This window comes from Natronorubrum amylolyticum (genome assembly GCF_052040145.1).
GTDB lineage: Archaea > Halobacteriota > Halobacteria > Halobacteriales > Natrialbaceae > Natronorubrum.
On record NZ_JBPPFW010000004.1, the window covers coordinates 16,400 to 31,355 of the forward strand.

General features: G+C 65.3%; 16 protein-coding genes and 2 tRNA genes. 9 read left to right on the forward strand and 9 right to left on the reverse strand.

Annotation, left to right across the window (positions count from 1 at the left end; all coding sequences use genetic code 11):
- The first annotated feature begins 111 nt into the window (after positions 1-111).
- The 4 genes from ACSFDB_RS15615 (at position 112) to ACSFDB_RS15630 (ending at position 3,632) form a co-directional block, all read left to right on the forward strand.
- Positions 112-1,188, forward strand: a complete 1,077-nt coding sequence (locus tag ACSFDB_RS15615; protein WP_440771865.1) for a KaiC domain-containing protein — start codon at positions 112-114, stop codon at positions 1,186-1,188.
- Positions 1,189-1,295: 107 nt separating this feature from the next.
- Positions 1,296-1,535 carry an amphi-Trp domain-containing protein gene (locus ACSFDB_RS15620; protein ID WP_440771866.1) on the forward strand — a complete coding sequence of 80 codons (240 nt, stop codon included), beginning with the start codon at positions 1,296-1,298 and terminating at the stop codon, positions 1,533-1,535.
- A 123-nt stretch (positions 1,536-1,658) separates the two neighbouring features.
- Positions 1,659-2,093: a universal stress protein gene (locus ACSFDB_RS15625; protein ID WP_440771867.1), complete on the forward strand. Its 435-nt coding sequence runs from the start codon at positions 1,659-1,661 to the stop codon at positions 2,091-2,093.
- A 174-nt stretch (positions 2,094-2,267) separates the two neighbouring features.
- The gene (locus tag ACSFDB_RS15630; RefSeq protein ID WP_440771868.1) at positions 2,268-3,632 is read left to right on the forward strand and encodes a hypothetical protein; all 1,365 of its coding nucleotides are present in this window, start codon (positions 2,268-2,270) and stop codon (positions 3,630-3,632) included.
- A gap of 117 nt (positions 3,633-3,749) precedes the next feature.
- Here ACSFDB_RS15630 and ACSFDB_RS15635 read toward each other — a convergent pair whose 3' ends face one another.
- A complete protein-coding gene (locus ACSFDB_RS15635) occupies positions 3,750-4,658 on the reverse strand; it encodes an NAD-dependent epimerase/dehydratase family protein (RefSeq protein ID WP_440771869.1) in 909 nt (302 codons plus the stop codon).
- Positions 4,659-5,012: 354 nt separating this feature from the next.
- Between ACSFDB_RS15635 and ACSFDB_RS15640 the strand changes: the two genes are divergently transcribed.
- The gene (locus ACSFDB_RS15640) at positions 5,013-5,978 is read left to right on the forward strand and encodes a transcription initiation factor IIB (RefSeq protein WP_440771870.1); all 966 of its coding nucleotides are present in this window, start codon (positions 5,013-5,015) and stop codon (positions 5,976-5,978) included.
- Between the two features lie 313 nt (positions 5,979-6,291).
- Here the strand turns inward: ACSFDB_RS15640 and ACSFDB_RS15645 are convergent.
- Positions 6,292-6,362: transfer RNA gene (locus ACSFDB_RS15645), tRNA-Gly, on the reverse strand.
- Between the two features lie 265 nt (positions 6,363-6,627).
- On the opposite strand from ACSFDB_RS15645, the gene ACSFDB_RS15650 reads away from it, so the two are divergent.
- Positions 6,628-7,422: an NAD+ synthase gene (locus tag ACSFDB_RS15650; RefSeq protein ID WP_440771871.1), complete on the forward strand. Its 795-nt coding sequence runs from the start codon at positions 6,628-6,630 to the stop codon at positions 7,420-7,422.
- A gap of 25 nt (positions 7,423-7,447) precedes the next feature.
- Here the strand turns inward: ACSFDB_RS15650 and ACSFDB_RS15655 are convergent, their stop codons facing one another.
- Together ACSFDB_RS15655 and ACSFDB_RS15660 are read right to left on the reverse strand one after the other, a co-directional pair.
- Positions 7,448-7,987: a GNAT family N-acetyltransferase gene (locus ACSFDB_RS15655; protein WP_440771872.1), complete on the reverse strand. Its 540-nt coding sequence runs from the start codon at positions 7,985-7,987 to the stop codon at positions 7,448-7,450.
- 160 nt (positions 7,988-8,147) lie between these two features.
- Positions 8,148-8,858, reverse strand: coding sequence for an enoyl-CoA hydratase/isomerase family protein (locus ACSFDB_RS15660; RefSeq protein ID WP_440771873.1), 711 nt, complete (start codon positions 8,856-8,858; stop codon positions 8,148-8,150).
- Positions 8,859-8,918: 60 nt separating this feature from the next.
- On the opposite strand from ACSFDB_RS15660, the gene ACSFDB_RS15665 reads away from it, so the two are divergent.
- Complete coding sequence (locus ACSFDB_RS15665) at positions 8,919-9,668, forward strand: DUF7114 family protein (protein WP_440771874.1); 750 nt, start codon at positions 8,919-8,921, stop codon at positions 9,666-9,668.
- A gap of 90 nt (positions 9,669-9,758) precedes the next feature.
- Positions 9,759-9,830, forward strand: a tRNA-Thr gene (locus ACSFDB_RS15670).
- A 236-nt stretch (positions 9,831-10,066) separates the two neighbouring features.
- On the opposite strand, the gene ACSFDB_RS15675 is transcribed toward ACSFDB_RS15670, so the two are convergent.
- The 3 genes from ACSFDB_RS15675 to ACSFDB_RS15685 form a co-directional block, all read right to left on the reverse strand.
- The gene (locus ACSFDB_RS15675) at positions 10,067-10,384 is read right to left on the reverse strand and encodes a hypothetical protein (protein ID WP_440771875.1); all 318 of its coding nucleotides are present in this window, start codon (positions 10,382-10,384) and stop codon (positions 10,067-10,069) included.
- Between the two features lie 241 nt (positions 10,385-10,625).
- A complete protein-coding gene (locus ACSFDB_RS15680) occupies positions 10,626-11,252 on the reverse strand; it encodes a class I SAM-dependent methyltransferase (RefSeq protein WP_440771876.1) in 627 nt (208 codons plus the stop codon).
- A gap of 38 nt (positions 11,253-11,290) precedes the next feature.
- Positions 11,291-11,584: a DUF7521 family protein gene (locus ACSFDB_RS15685; protein WP_006087815.1), complete on the reverse strand. Its 294-nt coding sequence runs from the start codon at positions 11,582-11,584 to the stop codon at positions 11,291-11,293.
- 145 nt (positions 11,585-11,729) lie between these two features.
- Here ACSFDB_RS15685 and ACSFDB_RS15690 point away from each other — a divergent pair, with 145 nt between their 5' ends.
- Positions 11,730-11,960: a CDGSH iron-sulfur domain-containing protein gene (locus tag ACSFDB_RS15690; RefSeq protein ID WP_440771877.1), complete on the forward strand. Its 231-nt coding sequence runs from the start codon at positions 11,730-11,732 to the stop codon at positions 11,958-11,960.
- 20 nt (positions 11,961-11,980) lie between these two features.
- Here ACSFDB_RS15690 and ACSFDB_RS15695 read toward each other — a convergent pair whose 3' ends face one another.
- Positions 11,981-14,539, reverse strand: a complete 2,559-nt coding sequence (locus tag ACSFDB_RS15695; RefSeq protein WP_440771878.1) for a heavy metal translocating P-type ATPase — start codon at positions 14,537-14,539, stop codon at positions 11,981-11,983.
- A 180-nt stretch (positions 14,540-14,719) separates the two neighbouring features.
- Positions 14,720-14,926 carry a DUF8131 family protein gene (locus ACSFDB_RS15700; RefSeq protein WP_440771879.1) on the reverse strand — a complete coding sequence of 69 codons (207 nt, stop codon included), beginning with the start codon at positions 14,924-14,926 and terminating at the stop codon, positions 14,720-14,722.
- Positions 14,927-14,956: the final 30 nt, after the last annotated feature.

The window sequence follows — 14,956 nt, forward strand, 5'->3', positions numbered from 1 at the left end:
GCGACGCGCGTCGCCAACCTCGCATGAGCACGTCTCCGAGCAGTTCGGTCGAGTTGACGATGGCAGTCCGCAGAGCCGACGCCGTCGAACGGTTCGAGCCGACGAACGGCGGTGATCACCGTGAATGACGACCGCGAGGACTGGTTCGAACGCGCGCTCGAGGAAAACGAAGGGACCGAGGAAGCAGCCGACGAGAGAGCCGAGGAAACGACCAACGACGATCCGGCGGCACTGGACGACGAGCGAGTTTCGGACGGCGACGGGATCGATACGCCGGCGGCGGTCGACGCGGCTCACGACGGGGCCGATGTGCCGGACCGGAGCGACGATGCCCCCGAGGACTCGCTGTTCGACGACGATTTCGGGTCGGCACTCGAGAACGTCGAGGTGCCGAGCGTGGGGGACGAGCCGGGGGCCGGCGGGTTCTCGGATCTCGATTTCGGGCTCGAAGGCGCTGACGAATCCGACTTCGACGCGGAGCTCGAGTCGGAACTGCCGCGACTCGAGCTGGGGATCGAGGGGCTCGACCGGATGATTCAGGGCGGCGTCCCCGAACGCTCGTTGATCGTCGCGATGGGCAGCGCCGGAACGGGGAAGACGACGTTCGGATTGCAGTTTCTCGACCACGGGCTGGCACGGGGCGAGCACGCGGTGTTCATCACGTTGGAGGAGAGCCGAGCGCGGGTGATCGACAGCGCGACGGAGAAAGGGTACCCTTTCGACGAGTACGTCGCCGAGGATCGACTCGCGGTCGTCGACGTCGACCCAATCGAGATGGCCAACAGTCTCGCGTCGATCAAGAACGAACTCCCGGCGCTCATCGAGGAGTTCGGCGCCTCGCGGCTCGTGCTGGATTCGGTCTCGTTGCTCGAGATGATGTACGAGGATCGCGCGACGCGGCGCAGCGAGATCTACGACTTCACCCGGAGTCTGAAAGAGGCCGGCGTCACCGCGCTGGTGACCAGCGAGGTGTCCGAGGAGACGCCCTACGCCTCCCGGTACGGTATCGTGGAGTACCTCACGGACGCGGTGTTCGTCCTCCAGTACATCCGGCCGGACGACTTTCGGGAGACGCGGCTCGCGATCGAGATCCAGAAGATCCGGGACGCGAACCACTCCCGGGAGAAAAAGCCCTACGAGATCACGAACGAGGGGCTCTCGGTCTACCAGCAGGCGAACCTCTTCTGAGACCGGACCGGTCTCATTTCACGTGCGTGACGGCTCTCGCCAGTAAGTCCGCGTTATGGCCGCGTTCGCTACCCATACTTTTGCGCCTCTCTCCGTCACCGATGGGCATGGCTCAACGGACGACGGCCGACGAGCGACTCACTCGATCCGAACTCGCCGCGTACCTCGCTGGGCTCTCCGAGGAGTTCGACCGGGATAGCGAGGAGGTTCACGTCGACGTCGGCAACAAGACGATATCGCTCACGCCGCCCGAGGAGGTCGACTGCTCCGTGGACGTCGTCGAACGCACCTCGATGCTTCGAGGCAGCCGCGAGACGATCAAGATCGAACTGAGCTGGAAGCCCTGATCCGCTCCAAAACACTGCATTGCAAGCGTTGGCGTCCCCGATGAACTGCAACGAAGTTCCCACCAGTGAAAAACCACAGCAACTGCTTTTTCACTTCGCTCGAGACTCTCGAGTAGGGTCGCTATGTACGACACAATCCTCGTTCCCACTGACGGAAGCGATCAGGCGGCGGTCGCCGCAACGCACGCGATCGACATCGCAGCGACGAGATCGGCGACGGTGCACGTGCTCTCGATCGTCGACGATCGGGCGTTTCTGATGCTCGACGACGACCGCGTTTCGGGGGTTCGAGCCGATCTCCGGGCGAACGCCCGCGACGCGATCGACGACGCGGCGACGGCTGCTCTCGGCCGTGACCTCGAGGTCGAAACGGCGATCGAGACGGGCCACCCCGCCGAGCGAATCGTCGACTACGCGGCCGACCACGGCGTCGACCTGATCGTCATGGGGACGAGCGGTGACGAGTACGAGAGCAACGTCGTCGGCAGCGTCTCCCAGCGCGTCGTTCGGCAGGCTCCGACTCCCGTCCTGACCGTCGGGCCGGACGTCGACGGTTGAACCAGCGGCCGGGTGCGGTCACGGTAGCCGGCTGCCGGTCACCGTCGCCGCGAACCTGTCAGCCGTTGTGATCGATCGATTCACAGGAACCGGCGGTAGCAGCCGTGTTGGCATCGATATCGGTGCGAATCGACCACCTATATTGATATGTCGGTAGCCGCTAGGTGGATTCGAATGCGCCGTTCGCTCGTCATCGCCGTCACGTTACTCGCGCTCTCGTTCCTCTTCGTCGGCGGGCCGTCGCTGTTGTTTTCTCCCTCGACCGACAGCGTTGCACCCGACGAAACTGAGGTAACGCCCAGAATGACCTCCCTCGAGGAGTCGGACAGCGAGTTCTGGCGGTTTCTCAGCCCGGCGGAGCGCTTCCAGCAACGCAGTCCGCTCAACGTCATCGTTCGCGGCGACAGCGACGACATCCTGCGGATGATGACCGAAGAGTCCGACGGAGACTGGGAAGAGATCGAAGCGATAGAAGCGGAGTACGAAGACAACGAAACCGTCCTCCAGGAACAGGAGTTCCTCGAGGAACACGACCGGCACGCCACGGGGATCGAGTGGGGTGATGCCCACGGGACGACCCGCTACGCGTACGTCGATCCGGGGCCCGACGAGGACGCCTACTGGACCGACGAGTCGGGCCAACTCGAGGACGGGGACTACTACGGCCAGCGATACCACATTCGGCTCTACGAGAGCCCGAACTCGGACGATCAGTGGGTGGCGATGCAGGCTCACACCGAGCACTTCGATTGGTTCACGCTTCGCCACCGCGTCGACGGCGTCGAAGCCGCCCAGACGAAAATCGAGCGGGACTTCATGGATCACCCGCGAGTGGACATCGAACAGGACGTGCGTCGTATCTACCTCGACAACGACGGGCCCTCGGATTCCGACGGCTGGGCGACCGTCGTCGATCTCACCGGCATGGTCCTCCTGCCTGCAGGCGTCGGACTCGCGGCCAAGCGACGCGCAAGGACCGCCAGTACCGGCATCAGCAGAGAAACCGATTCCGAGCAGGTCTCCGATCACACGCCCGACGCGATCGACGACCACTTGACCGACGTCGACCGCCGTCGGATCGCGGCCGCCTACGACCGACTCGAGGCCGGCCACATCATCCTCCTGTTCACCATCCTCGCGATGTTCCTCGGCGTGCGACTGGGCGGGGTCGCCCTCGAGCGCAACGCCGGGTTCATGACGCCGCACATGATCGCCGCGTTGCTGTACCCGGTGATCGCCCTCGGCATTCCGGTAGCGACGTATCTAATCGCCGGAACGCTTACCCGACGGCTTGACGCCGCCATCGTCGCCGCCGGCTCGCTCGCGGTGGCGATCTGGTTGGATTACGGCCTGCTCGGCGTGGACTCGCTGCCCGTCGACGTCGTTCTCCAGCGAATGCTCGTGGTCGTCGCGCTGGGACTGATCGCCGGCGGTGCAGCCAAACGCGCGACCCGCGACTCGCGGTTCAACGACATGCTGATCGCCGGCGTCGTCATGTGGGTCGTCGTCCTCGGCGGCACGCTGCTCGGCTACTTCTGATACGGTCTGCCGTGAGTCGTTTCCGGTGAGACCGCGATCCGTCCTGCGGTCCCACCGGTACATTGGTACAACAAACCGTATGAGGCGTCACCCCCGCGACGCCGCGGCCGTTCGCCGCTACAGGTACGGCTCGCATACGCGTCGAACCCCTTCCTCGAGCGAGACGGTCGGCTCCCACCCGGTTTCGCGCCGGAGCGCGCTCACGTCCGCACGGGTATCGTGTACGTAGACGTCCTCCGGGATTGGGTTCTCGACGAACACCGGTTCGACGTCGGACTCGAGTTCTGCGGTGAGCAGGTCGACGACGTCGACGAAGCTGTGGGCGGTTCCAGTCCCGAGGTTGTAAATTCCGGTCAGCCCGGCGTCGGCGACCGCCTCGAGCCCGCGGACGACGTCGTCGACGTGGACGAAATCCCGGGTCTGGCTCCCGTCGCCGTAGAGCGCCGGACTGTCGCCGCGCGCGATGTCGTCGGCGAACTGCGTGACGACGTTCGCGTACGGCCCCTTGTGCCCCTCCGCCCCGTGATAGCCCTGATAGATCGAAAAGAGCCGAACGCCGGCGATCGTCGTCCCGTAGTGAGCGGCGACGTACTCCGCGTACCGCTCCCTGGCGAGCATCGAAGCCTCGTAGCCGCTCGAGGCCTCGACGGATGCCGTTTCCGAAACCGGCGCGGTTCGGTCGCCGTAGACCGACGACGTCGAGGCGTAGACGACACACTCGCAGCCGTCTTCGCGGGCCTGCTCGAGCGTGTTGATGAACCCCTCGACGTTCACGCGCGCACCGTCCGCGGGATCGCGTTCGTGCATCGCGTACGAGGAGCGCGCGGCGAGGTGAAAGACGACGTCGACGTCGGTCGGAAGGTCGTCCTCGAGGACGGATCGGCGGCGATAATCGACGGTGTTCCGGAGGGGTGTAGGATCGCCCAGCGACTCGTCGTCGATCGCGACGACCTCGTGTCGGTCGGCGAGGTGGTTCGCCACGTTCGAGCCGATGAACCCGGCTCCGCCGGTTACCAGTACGCGCATCGGTCACTGGGAGTCGGTTTCGGCCGGTACGTGCGGGCTGCTCTCAACTGACGCACGTGTGGTTACGGCGAACCGTTCGTTTCGCGCCGCCGCGTCCGCCCTTGCGTGGTGCATGCGTTCGCTTCGAACCGGCTGCTACTAAATCGCACAGCTTCCGTATTGCACGAGCGAGCACGAGCCATCACGGAAATCGGCTGCACTCGACCGCGAGTCAAGCGGTTTGAGTCCCACTACACGTCGATTTCGAGGGAATATCCGACTCGAGACGCGACATCTAGCAGAACGAGACTACATAAAGGTGAGGACTATTTGACGGCGAGGCCTTAAGGTCCTGCAACTCGGTATCTACATGAAATGGCAAGTTCCACCCGCCAACGCCAACGTGATTCTGAAGCCGACGAGAAAACGAACGAAGAAACACATGCGCGGGTGTGTGACGAGTGTGACGGTGGCACGCTCGTCAAGAGCGAGGATCAGGGCGAACTCGTCTGTGATCAATGTGGACTCATCGTCGAAGGCGCGAACATCGACCGCGGCCCAGAGTGGCGCGCGTTCAACCACTCCGAACGGCAGAACAAGTCCCGCGTCGGCGCGCCGACGACCCAGACGATGCACGACAAGGGCCTGACGACCTCGATCGACTGGAAGAACCAGGACGCCTACGGGCGATCGATCTCCTCGGACAAGCGCAACCAGATGCGCCGCCTGCGCAAGTGGCAGGAACGAATTCGTACCAAGGACGCCGGCGAGCGGAACCTGCAGTTCGCCCTCTCCGAAACCGACCGCATGGCTTCCTCGCTCGGGATCCCGCGATCCGTCCGCGAGGTCGCCTGCGTGATGTACCGACGCGCACTCGACGAGGACCTCATCCGCGGGCGCTCCATCGAGGGCGTCGCGACCAGCACGCTCTACGCCGCCTGCCGGATGGAGGGCATCCCGCGATCCCTCGAGGAAGTCGCCGCCGTCTCTCGAGTCGAGCGCAAGGAGATCGGTCGTACCTATCGATACGTGGCCCAGGAACTCGGCCTCGAAATGGAGCCGGTCAACCCGAAGAAGTACGTGCCTCGATTCTGCTCGGAACTCGAGCTCTCCGAGGAGGTACAGGTGAAAGCCAACGAGATCATCGACACGACGACCGAGAAGGGGCTGCTCTCGGGCAAGTCGCCGACCGGCTACGCCGCCGCCGCGATCTACGCCGCGTCGCTGCTCTGTAACGAGAAGAAGACCCAGCGCGAGGTCTCCGACGTCGCGCAGGTGACCGAGGTCACGATCCGGAACCGCTATCAGGAGCAGATCGAAGCGATGGGCATCTACGAGTAAGGCGCGGTTGGATTTCGGCGATCAGTTGGGACTGTCATTTTCGTGGTGGACTCGAGGCTCGAGCGATTGGTATCCGAAGACTCCATACAAAAATGCGCCGACCGAGAGTTGAGCCCGGGCTACAAGCTTGGGGGGCTTATGTCCCGCCACTAGACCTCCGATAGACGAGCGAAGCGAGTCCATCGTCCTTCGCCTCGCGACGCTCGGCTCAGCACCGGCGCTCGTTCATCTCATTCACTCGCGCCGAGGATCGCAACTCCCTTCAGATTTGCTCACCACCGGCGCTCTCGGGCTCGAGCCGTGGAAGATCTGATGCGCCGGCCGGGAATTGAACCCGGGCCGCGAGCTTGGGAAGCTCGAGTCCTACCACTGGACCACCGGCGCGCTTCGTCTCTGCGTTCCTCGCGCGCCGAGGCTCGTAGTTCCAAAGGAACTACTCACCACCGAAACACGTCTCCGACGTGTATCGAGCCTCACCTCGCTTCGCTTGGTGAGACACCGGCGCTCACCCCGTTCGTAGCCGTCGATTACACTTCAACGTAGCGCTCCGCTCAAATCACCGGATCGTCGACCCCTCGAGAACCCAACACTCGTGCACTTTTTTCCCGTAGGGGGAGGCTATTAGACCGAGCCACCCGTACGGTCGGCCATGATCGACCTTCGCTTTTCGGAGGGGGAACTGGATCGACACCGCGAACACATCACGGGTTTCATTCGCGACCGCGTCGACGCCGCGGGCGCTGAGGGTGCCGTCCTCGGCCTTTCCGGAGGCATTGACAGTACGCTCACCGCCACCCTCGCCGTCGACGCACTCGGGGCCGAGAACGTCCACGGACTCGTCCTCCCGGCGACCGTCAGCAGCGGCGAGAACATGAGCGATGCCGAGCGGGTCGCACAGAACCTCGAGATCAGCTACGACGTGATCGAGATCGAACCGATCGTCGACTCGCTGCTCGCGGCCTACCCCGACGCCGAGGGCGACCGCGAGGCCGTCGGCAACGCTCGAGCGCGCGTCCGCGCCGTCCTGAATTACCTCGTCGCGAACCACGAGGGGCGACTGGTACTGGGGACCGGCAACCGCAGCGAGGCCGCGGTCGGCTACTTCACCAAGTACGGCGACGGAGCCGTCGACTGCCACCCGATCGGGAATCTCTACAAGGCCCAGGTTCGCCAGCTGGCCCACCACGTCGGCGTCCCAGAGGACCTCGTCACGAAAACGCCGACCGCGGAGCTGTGGGACGACCAGACCGACGAGGACGAGATGGGCGTCAGCTACGAGACGCTCGACTCGATCCTCGCGACGCACGTCGACGGCCCGCTATCGGTCGCCGCGACCGCCCGGCTGCTCGAGATCGAGGAGCAAACGGTCGAGAAGGTCCGCGGGATGTACGAGCGCAGCGAGCACAAGCGACGGGTACCGCCGGCACCCGAGCCGTTGGACTGATCGCGACTAGTACGGCCCACGCGGCTTATTCTGTCTCCGAACGCCACTCGTCCTCGAGCAAGCCGTACCAGTAGGTGTCCTGAAACGCGCCGTCGACGAACACGTCGTCGCGGTGGACGCCTTCGCGGGTGAAGCCCACCGACTCGAGGAGCCGCCTCGAGGGCTCGTTGAACTCGAAGACCCGAGCGGTGATCTTGTGTAATCCGAGCTGGTCGAAGCCGTAGGCGACGAGACGGGTCGCCGCGTCGGTGCCGTACCCCTGTCCGTGGTGCTCCGGGGCGATCCAGTAGCCGATCTCCGCCTGCCGGGTCTCCCACTCGATCGCGTTGAGGCCGATCGTCCCGACCGGCGACGAGTCGGCGACGATCAGGAGGTTCACCGTGTCGTCGTCACAGACGACGTTCTCGAAGAACTCCCGCTCCTGTGGGCCGTTGACCGGGCGTGAGCGACCGATCGCGCGCCAGATTCGCGGATCGTTGATCTCCCGTTGCAGAAACTCGAGGTCGTCCTCCTCGATCGGTCGGAGATCGATGCGGTCGCCGGAGAGGAACACCGAATCGGCCATTGACTGTCGGTCTCACCGGTGCGATAAAAGTGGTTGGGTCGACCACACGTTCAACGAGCTCGGGCCCCACGCTCGGCGATCGTCACGCGAATACGTCTTCGATGGCCGGTACTCGAATACGCCTTCGATGGCCGGTACTCGAATACGGCTTCGATTGCCGTCACTCGAGGACGGCGTCGATATCCTTGGCGTGGCTCTCGACGAGTTCGCCGAACGCCTCCGCCTCGAGTCGCTCTTGAGTCGCTCGCTCCCGGTCATCCCGAAGCCGTCGTTTCAGAACGGCGAGCGCGTCGTCGGCGTTTTCGGCGATCGTCTCCGCGACGGTTCGCGGGTCGTCCTCGATTCGGGAGATGAGTCCCATCCGCAGGGCTTCGTCGGCGTCGACGGTTCGGCCCGAGAGCGCGAACTCGAGGGCGTCGCCCTCGCCCACGACTCGCGGCAGTCGGACGGTGCCGCCCCAGGCACCGAAGAGACCGAACGTGACGCCGGGTTCGCCGTAGGTCGAGTCACGGGTTCCGACGCGGACGTCGCAGGCGAGCGCGAGCTCGAGACCGCCGCCGCGGGCGGGACCGTCGATTCCGGCGACGACGACGGCCGGCGAATCCTCGATGGCTCGGGCGACGCGCTGACCCAGCCGAGCGAACTCGACGGCCCGCTCGCGATCACCGTCGAGGTCGCCGACCGCGGAGAGATCCGCACCGGCACAGAAGGCGGGCCCGTTCCCGGTGAGGTAGATCACGGTCTCGTCGGCATCGTTGATCGCGCGCTCGAGCGTCTCGAGCCCCGCAACGGTCAGCGCGTTTCGCGCGTCGGGGCGGTCGAGCGCCACGGTGCGGATGGAGCGGTCTGTATCGACCTCCTGTTCGATCATGCCACCAGTCGATCGGACGTTTCCAAAGGTCTTTGGCTCCACCGTCGTAAGCCTCTGCTGATGGAGAAAGCCGACAGCTGTCGGCGTGCCGCCTACGACGCCGTCGCAGACGTGGAACCACCCGCGCTACACGACTACATCGAAGCCAGCCTCGCGGAGGCCTCGATGGTTCCCGGCGTACTGACGATCGAGAGCGCTGCGGCGACGGCGGCCGACGGACACAGCGTGCTCGACGCCGACGCACCGCCGTCGGAGCACGGGGCCGAGTACAGCGACGAACTCGACGACACGAGCGGGGTCGCCACCCAGGCTGCGGGCGTCCAGCTCATTTACGAGGGGCTGCGTCTGACGAGGGTGCTCGCACACGACGAACCGTGGATCGAGAACGGAACTGCCGACGATAGCGCCGAGAGAGGAGACCTCGAAATCCTCGCGGCCGACATCCTCGTCGCCCGCGGCTTCTACCTGCTCGCTCGCACGGATGCCGCCGGCAAAGCCGTCCGAACCGTCCAGGCGTTCGGCCGCGATCAGTCCCGACGAACCATGGGAGACAGTGGGGAGACGGATCCCGCGACCATCGACGCCAATCTGGAGCGGGACATTCTCGAACTCGCGGTGCTCACCGGCGCCGCCGCCGTCGGCGAGACGCCCGCTCCGCGGCTGCTCGCGACCGTCGACGAGATCGCCGATCGCGTCGAGGCCCCCTTCCCACCGGCCGCGACGTACCTCGCCGACCTCGAGCCGACGCGCTCTGAGCAGTCGCTCGAGGAGCACCCGACCGATCGAGCAACGTCGGCGACCGACCCCTGAGACGGTCGTTTCCCAACCGAGACACACCCACCCATGCCCGGTGGCGAATCGAAAGCCCTAAAGACGACTCGAGACAACTGAGAAATGCGCGCCTGGGTAGCTTAGCGGTAAAGCGCGTCCTTGGTAAGGACGAGAGCCCGGGTTCAAATCCCGGCCTAGGCTTTCTGCGACGAACAATCGTGAGGAGCGAAAGCCAGACTCGAGATTTGAGCAGACCAGTCGCAGCCCGCACAGCCCGAAGGGCGAGCAGGAACGTCTGGACGTGTTCAATCCCAGCCTAGGCTTTCTGCGTTCGTCCGACTCCGTTCCTACAGCGTGAAAACTCGAGCATCCGAACAGCCATTATCCCTCGGTAGAAGGCAGTAACCCCCGTCACAGCAGATCCTCGAGCGATCCGATCAGTGATCGATACCGGGTCGCTGGAACGTCGTTTCGTCCGATATCGGCTCCTCGAGCGCTTCGTCGATCTCCGGGGCGGCCAACACGACGTTTCGGTCGGGCTCCTCCGGCCGTCTGAAGTAGTACGTGTCCGCGCAACCGGCGACCATCTCGGCCAGGGATCGGTCCTCGTCGTGGACGACGGACACGAGATCGCCGGTGACGGCGATCAGCACCGCATCGGACGGTTTGTGAAGTTCCTCCCGCAACTCGTCGACGGTACAGTCAGCGGGGAGTTGCAGATGAACACCGTCGACGGTTACCCATCGCGTCTCCATACTGGATCGTTCGTCCGTCACACGCTAGACGGTTGGGGTCGCAGCTACAGGCCGCTTATACGGCGACGGCGAATCGATCGGGGACCAACGGCGGAGCCACGCGACACTCCGTCGATGCAAGTGGGAAGGACGGGTGAGCACGATCCGGCCGGCACCGATCTTCTCGCCGGAGCGGACTCGAGCGCGACTGATCGAGGACGACGAAGCCGTCTCGGGACCGATCTGGCTATAGCGGCGTCGACTACGGCGGTGGAAGCGCCGGCCGCCAGCGGGGGACACCGTCCTCGTTGCGCGCCACCAGTACCACGCGTGGCTCGTCACCGACGGCGTGCTCGGCGTAGTAGAGGACCGTCAGCTTCGACCGAGAACACGCCGTCAGGAGTTCGTTCGGCTCGAATCGAAACGGATTCCCTGCGCTGGACTCCGACGCCGGTGGCTCGAGGTAGTGTTCGTACCAGAGCACGCCGCCGGGGGCGAGCGCGTCGACGATATCCGGGAGGCGAGCGCGCGCGTCGAAGAAACTCACTGCGAGCAGGTCGTAGACGCCGTCCGGAAAGCAGTAGCTGTCGACGTCGGCGAGGATCCAGTTCACGGGTTCCGAGGGTGGGGGACCGGTCGACCGCGTACGGCCCCGCTCCCGTTCGCGCGCCTGGGCCAGTTTCGCACTCGAGAGGTCGACGGCGTCGACGGTCCAGCCGCGGGCCGCGAGGGCGAGGGCGTTCCGGCCGGTTCCGGTGGCGACGTCGAGGGCACGGCCCGGCGATAGCTCATCGACGGTCGATCGCAGAACCGGAGAAATATCGTCCGAGTACCGTGGCTGGCCACGGTCGGACGGATCATCCGTCGCCGGTGACTCGTCGTTGGTCACTGGTCGTACTCGCGGTCCCAGTCCCTTAGGTAGTCGCCTCAGGAGACGTACAGCGAGTAGGCGATGACGGTGAAGCCGACGAGCATGAGGAGACTCTCGAGCAGAATCCCCGTCATCAGCGAGACCTCGAGCAGTTCGTAGAGCAAGCCGGCGAGCACCAGCCCCAGCGTGACGAGGCCGAAGCCGGCGGCGAGCAAGCCCAGCGCGCGCTGTCGCGTCCGACGGTAGGCTTTGTACGCGAAGAACGTGATAACGCTGCCCACGAGCAGGATAAGCGTCTTGACGACTGCGAGTGCGATAGCGATCGACGTTCCTCCATCGTGGACGCTCATGTAGTTCCACGTCGAGAATTACAAACTGGAACCAAGTAGCTTGCGTTCACGACGGTTTCGGCCGCGCCAGTCGAGCGTCGCTCGAGGCGATCGAACCGTTCGGTCGGGCCGCGCGCTTTTTACCGACCGCTCCGAACCGAGGCCCATGACACGACTGGTCGAACTCGAGGCGACGGGACCGCGGAAACTCGATCCCGACGATATCGACGACGAGAAAGGCGACGTCGCGATCTGTCAGTGTGGTCTCTCGGCATCGTTTCCCTTCTGTGACGGCAGTCACCGGAAAACCGAAGACGAGGAGGCGGAGACGACCTACGTCTACGACGACGGCGAACGGCGCGCAGTGGATCGCGTCGTGACGGCCGACGAGGAGTAGCTACCGGACTCGAACCACTGTCACCGAATCGACCGCGCGGAGTTGGCCACGACCAACAAGCTGCTCGCGGCCATCGCGACCGCGGCGAAAAGGGGGTTCAACAGCCCGGCGATCGCCAACGGAATCGCAATCGCGTTGTAGACGAACGCCCAGCCGAGGTTCTGTCGAATCCGCCGGTGGGTCCCGGCTGCGAGCGCGAACGTCTCCGCGACGGCCTTGAGGTCGTCACCGACGATTACGGCGTCCGCGGCGTCGGTCGCGAGTTCGGTTCCGCTACCGAGTGCGATGCCGACGTCGGCCGCAGCGAGCGCCGGTGCGTCGTTGCTCCCGTCGCCGACCATCGCGACGGTGCCTCGCGTTCGGAGTCGGCGGATCGTCTCCGCCTTCGCTTCGGGCGGCACGCCGGCGAACACCTCGCTCACGCCGTCGACGTCGCGGAATCGGTCCGCCGCCGCCCCCTCGTCGCCCGTGAGGACGACGACCTCGCGCCCGTCCGAAAGCGTCTCGATCGCCTCGTTCCAGCGCTCGCGGGGCGCGTCACCGACGACGATCACGCCGCGTGCCCGACCGTCCCAGCCGACGACGACCGGGACGTCGCCGGCGTCTCTCGCCGCCGAAATAGGCGACTCGAGCGACGGCGGGATCGAGAGTCCCCGGTCGCGACAGTGATCTGGGTGGCCGACGACGACGCGCTCGTCGTTGACGAGACCGACGACGCCGCGGGCGTGGCGCTCGAAGCCGTCGACATCGGCGGTGCACTTCGTACTCTCGTCTTCGCTGTCCTCGGGAGCCACCCCGTTACCGTCGTCGTCCACGTCGGCCCCGTCAGTTGCGCTGGTTGCGTCGCGCTCGCGGGCCGCATCGACGATGGCGGCGGCGATCGGGTGTTCTGAGAGTGTCTCGACGGCCGCGGCGCGACGGAGGACGGTCCGTTCGTCCGAGATGGGACTCGAGTCGGCGGCGAGGTCACCGTTCTCGACGTGGACACGTTCGACCGACATCTCGCCCTCAGTGAGCGTTCCCGTTTTGTCCAAGACGACGATATCGACGTCGGGTGCGTCCTCGAAGAGCGTCTCGGTGGCGACGACGATCCCGCGTCGCGCCGCGGTCTGGATGCCCGAGGCGATCGCCAGCGGCGTGGCCAGTCCGAGCGCGCACGGACAGGAGACGATGACGACCGTGAGTCCGACGAGAAACGCCGTCGCGGGACTCGAGCCGGTCGCGAGCAGCCCGACGGTCGCCGCGACCGCGAGGAAGACGACCAGTGGAACGAAGACGGTCGCGAGTTTGTCCGCGAGCCGCTGGACGCCCGGCCGCGAACTCTGGATCGACCAGAGCAACGAGACGAGTCGATCGTGGGTGCTTTCCGCGTCCTCGCCGACGGCGACGACCACGGGCGCGTCGGTGACGACGGTCCCGCCCCGGACCGAGTCCCCGGATTTCTTTTCGACCGGCAGGGACTCGCCCGTGACCAGCGACTCGTCGACTGCTGCCGTCCCCTCGCTGACGGTGCCATCGAGCGGGACGCGCTCGCCCGGCCGAACGAGCAGGCGGTCGCCGGGCTCGACCGCCCCGAGCGGGACCCTCTCGCCGTCGTCCGCGCGTCGAGCCTCGTCGACCTGCGCCTCGGTTAGCTCCGACAGCAAGCCGGCGGCCCGGCGCTTGATCACCCCCTCGTAGTAGGTTCCGGCCGTGACCACGAGAATTATCGCGACCGTCACGTCGAAGTACAGATCCGTTCGCCCGAGGACCATCGCGAGCGTGCTGTACGCGTAGGACCCGACCGCGGCCAGCGAGACGAGCAGATCCATGTTCGGCAGCCCCGCCCTGAGGCTGACGTACGCACCGCGAAGGATCGGATACCCCGTATAAAAGAGCACGAACGACGTCATGAGCCAGATGTTCACGACCAGATAGTAGCCGTCGTAGCCGCCGAAGTCGGCCACCGGCTCGTAGCCGAAGTACGTCGGATACAGAAAGACGGCGTACCAAACCATCACCATCATCCCGAACAGCCCGCCGCCGATCAGGAACTTCACGAGCGCGGCATCTCGAGGGGGTTCCTCGCGACCGTCCGCTCGGTCTCGAGCCTCGTAGCCGTAGCCCGAGACGATCTCCGGGAGCCGAGCGTCTTCGATCACGTCGGGATCGTAGACGAGCCTGAGCGTGTCCGTGGCGTAACTCGCCTCGGCACCCAGGATCCCCTGTGTGGCGGTCGCTCGCGTCTCCAGAAAGGCCTCGCAGGTCGAACAGTGCATCCCGTCGACCGCGAGGAAGGTGTCCTCGCCCTCGAGATCGTCCAGGGCCGACCCGCCGTCCTCGAGCCGAGCGCGAACGTCGTCGGCGTCCGCGTCGTCGACGTCGTCGAGGGTGCGATGGATCTCGAGACAGCCCCGGCAGCAGAAGGCCCCCGTAATATCGGGATCGGTAACTGGCACTCCCGGCGTTGGAAACGAACAGAGCGTACAACCGTCGGGGCTCTGTCCGCCTCGGTCGGGTTCCGCAGCCCGTCCGCTCTCGCCGATGTTGGCGGTGTCGTCGGCGTGTTCGGACTCGGAACGGGTGGGAAATCGGGTCATGGAAGCGAGGGAACGATCACAGCGGTCGGAGGACGATCACAGCGATTGAGAGAACGATAGCAGTGACTGTGGCAGATCGGTTCCGTCAGTAGTAGTCCAGTGCAGCGAGTCGGCGTGCTCGGTGCCTACCACACTCGTGTCGTGGTCGCGGGCAAGCGCGTTGCGGGCGACCATTCGCAGTTAGGACGACGCGCCGTTCGAGTCGTGATCGTGATGCCCCGGAACGGGCTCGAACGCCACGTAGAGGCATGCAACGATGATCAACACGTTGACCGCGGAGACGACACCCGCCGCCAACGAGCTCTCGAGTGCGTACCAGGAGAGTGGAAGCAACGCCAGCAAGCCGACCGGAAGCGCCCGTCGCGGTGAGAACTCCTCGAGGTTCATACCGCCGTATAACGGTGGGTGATACGTAAA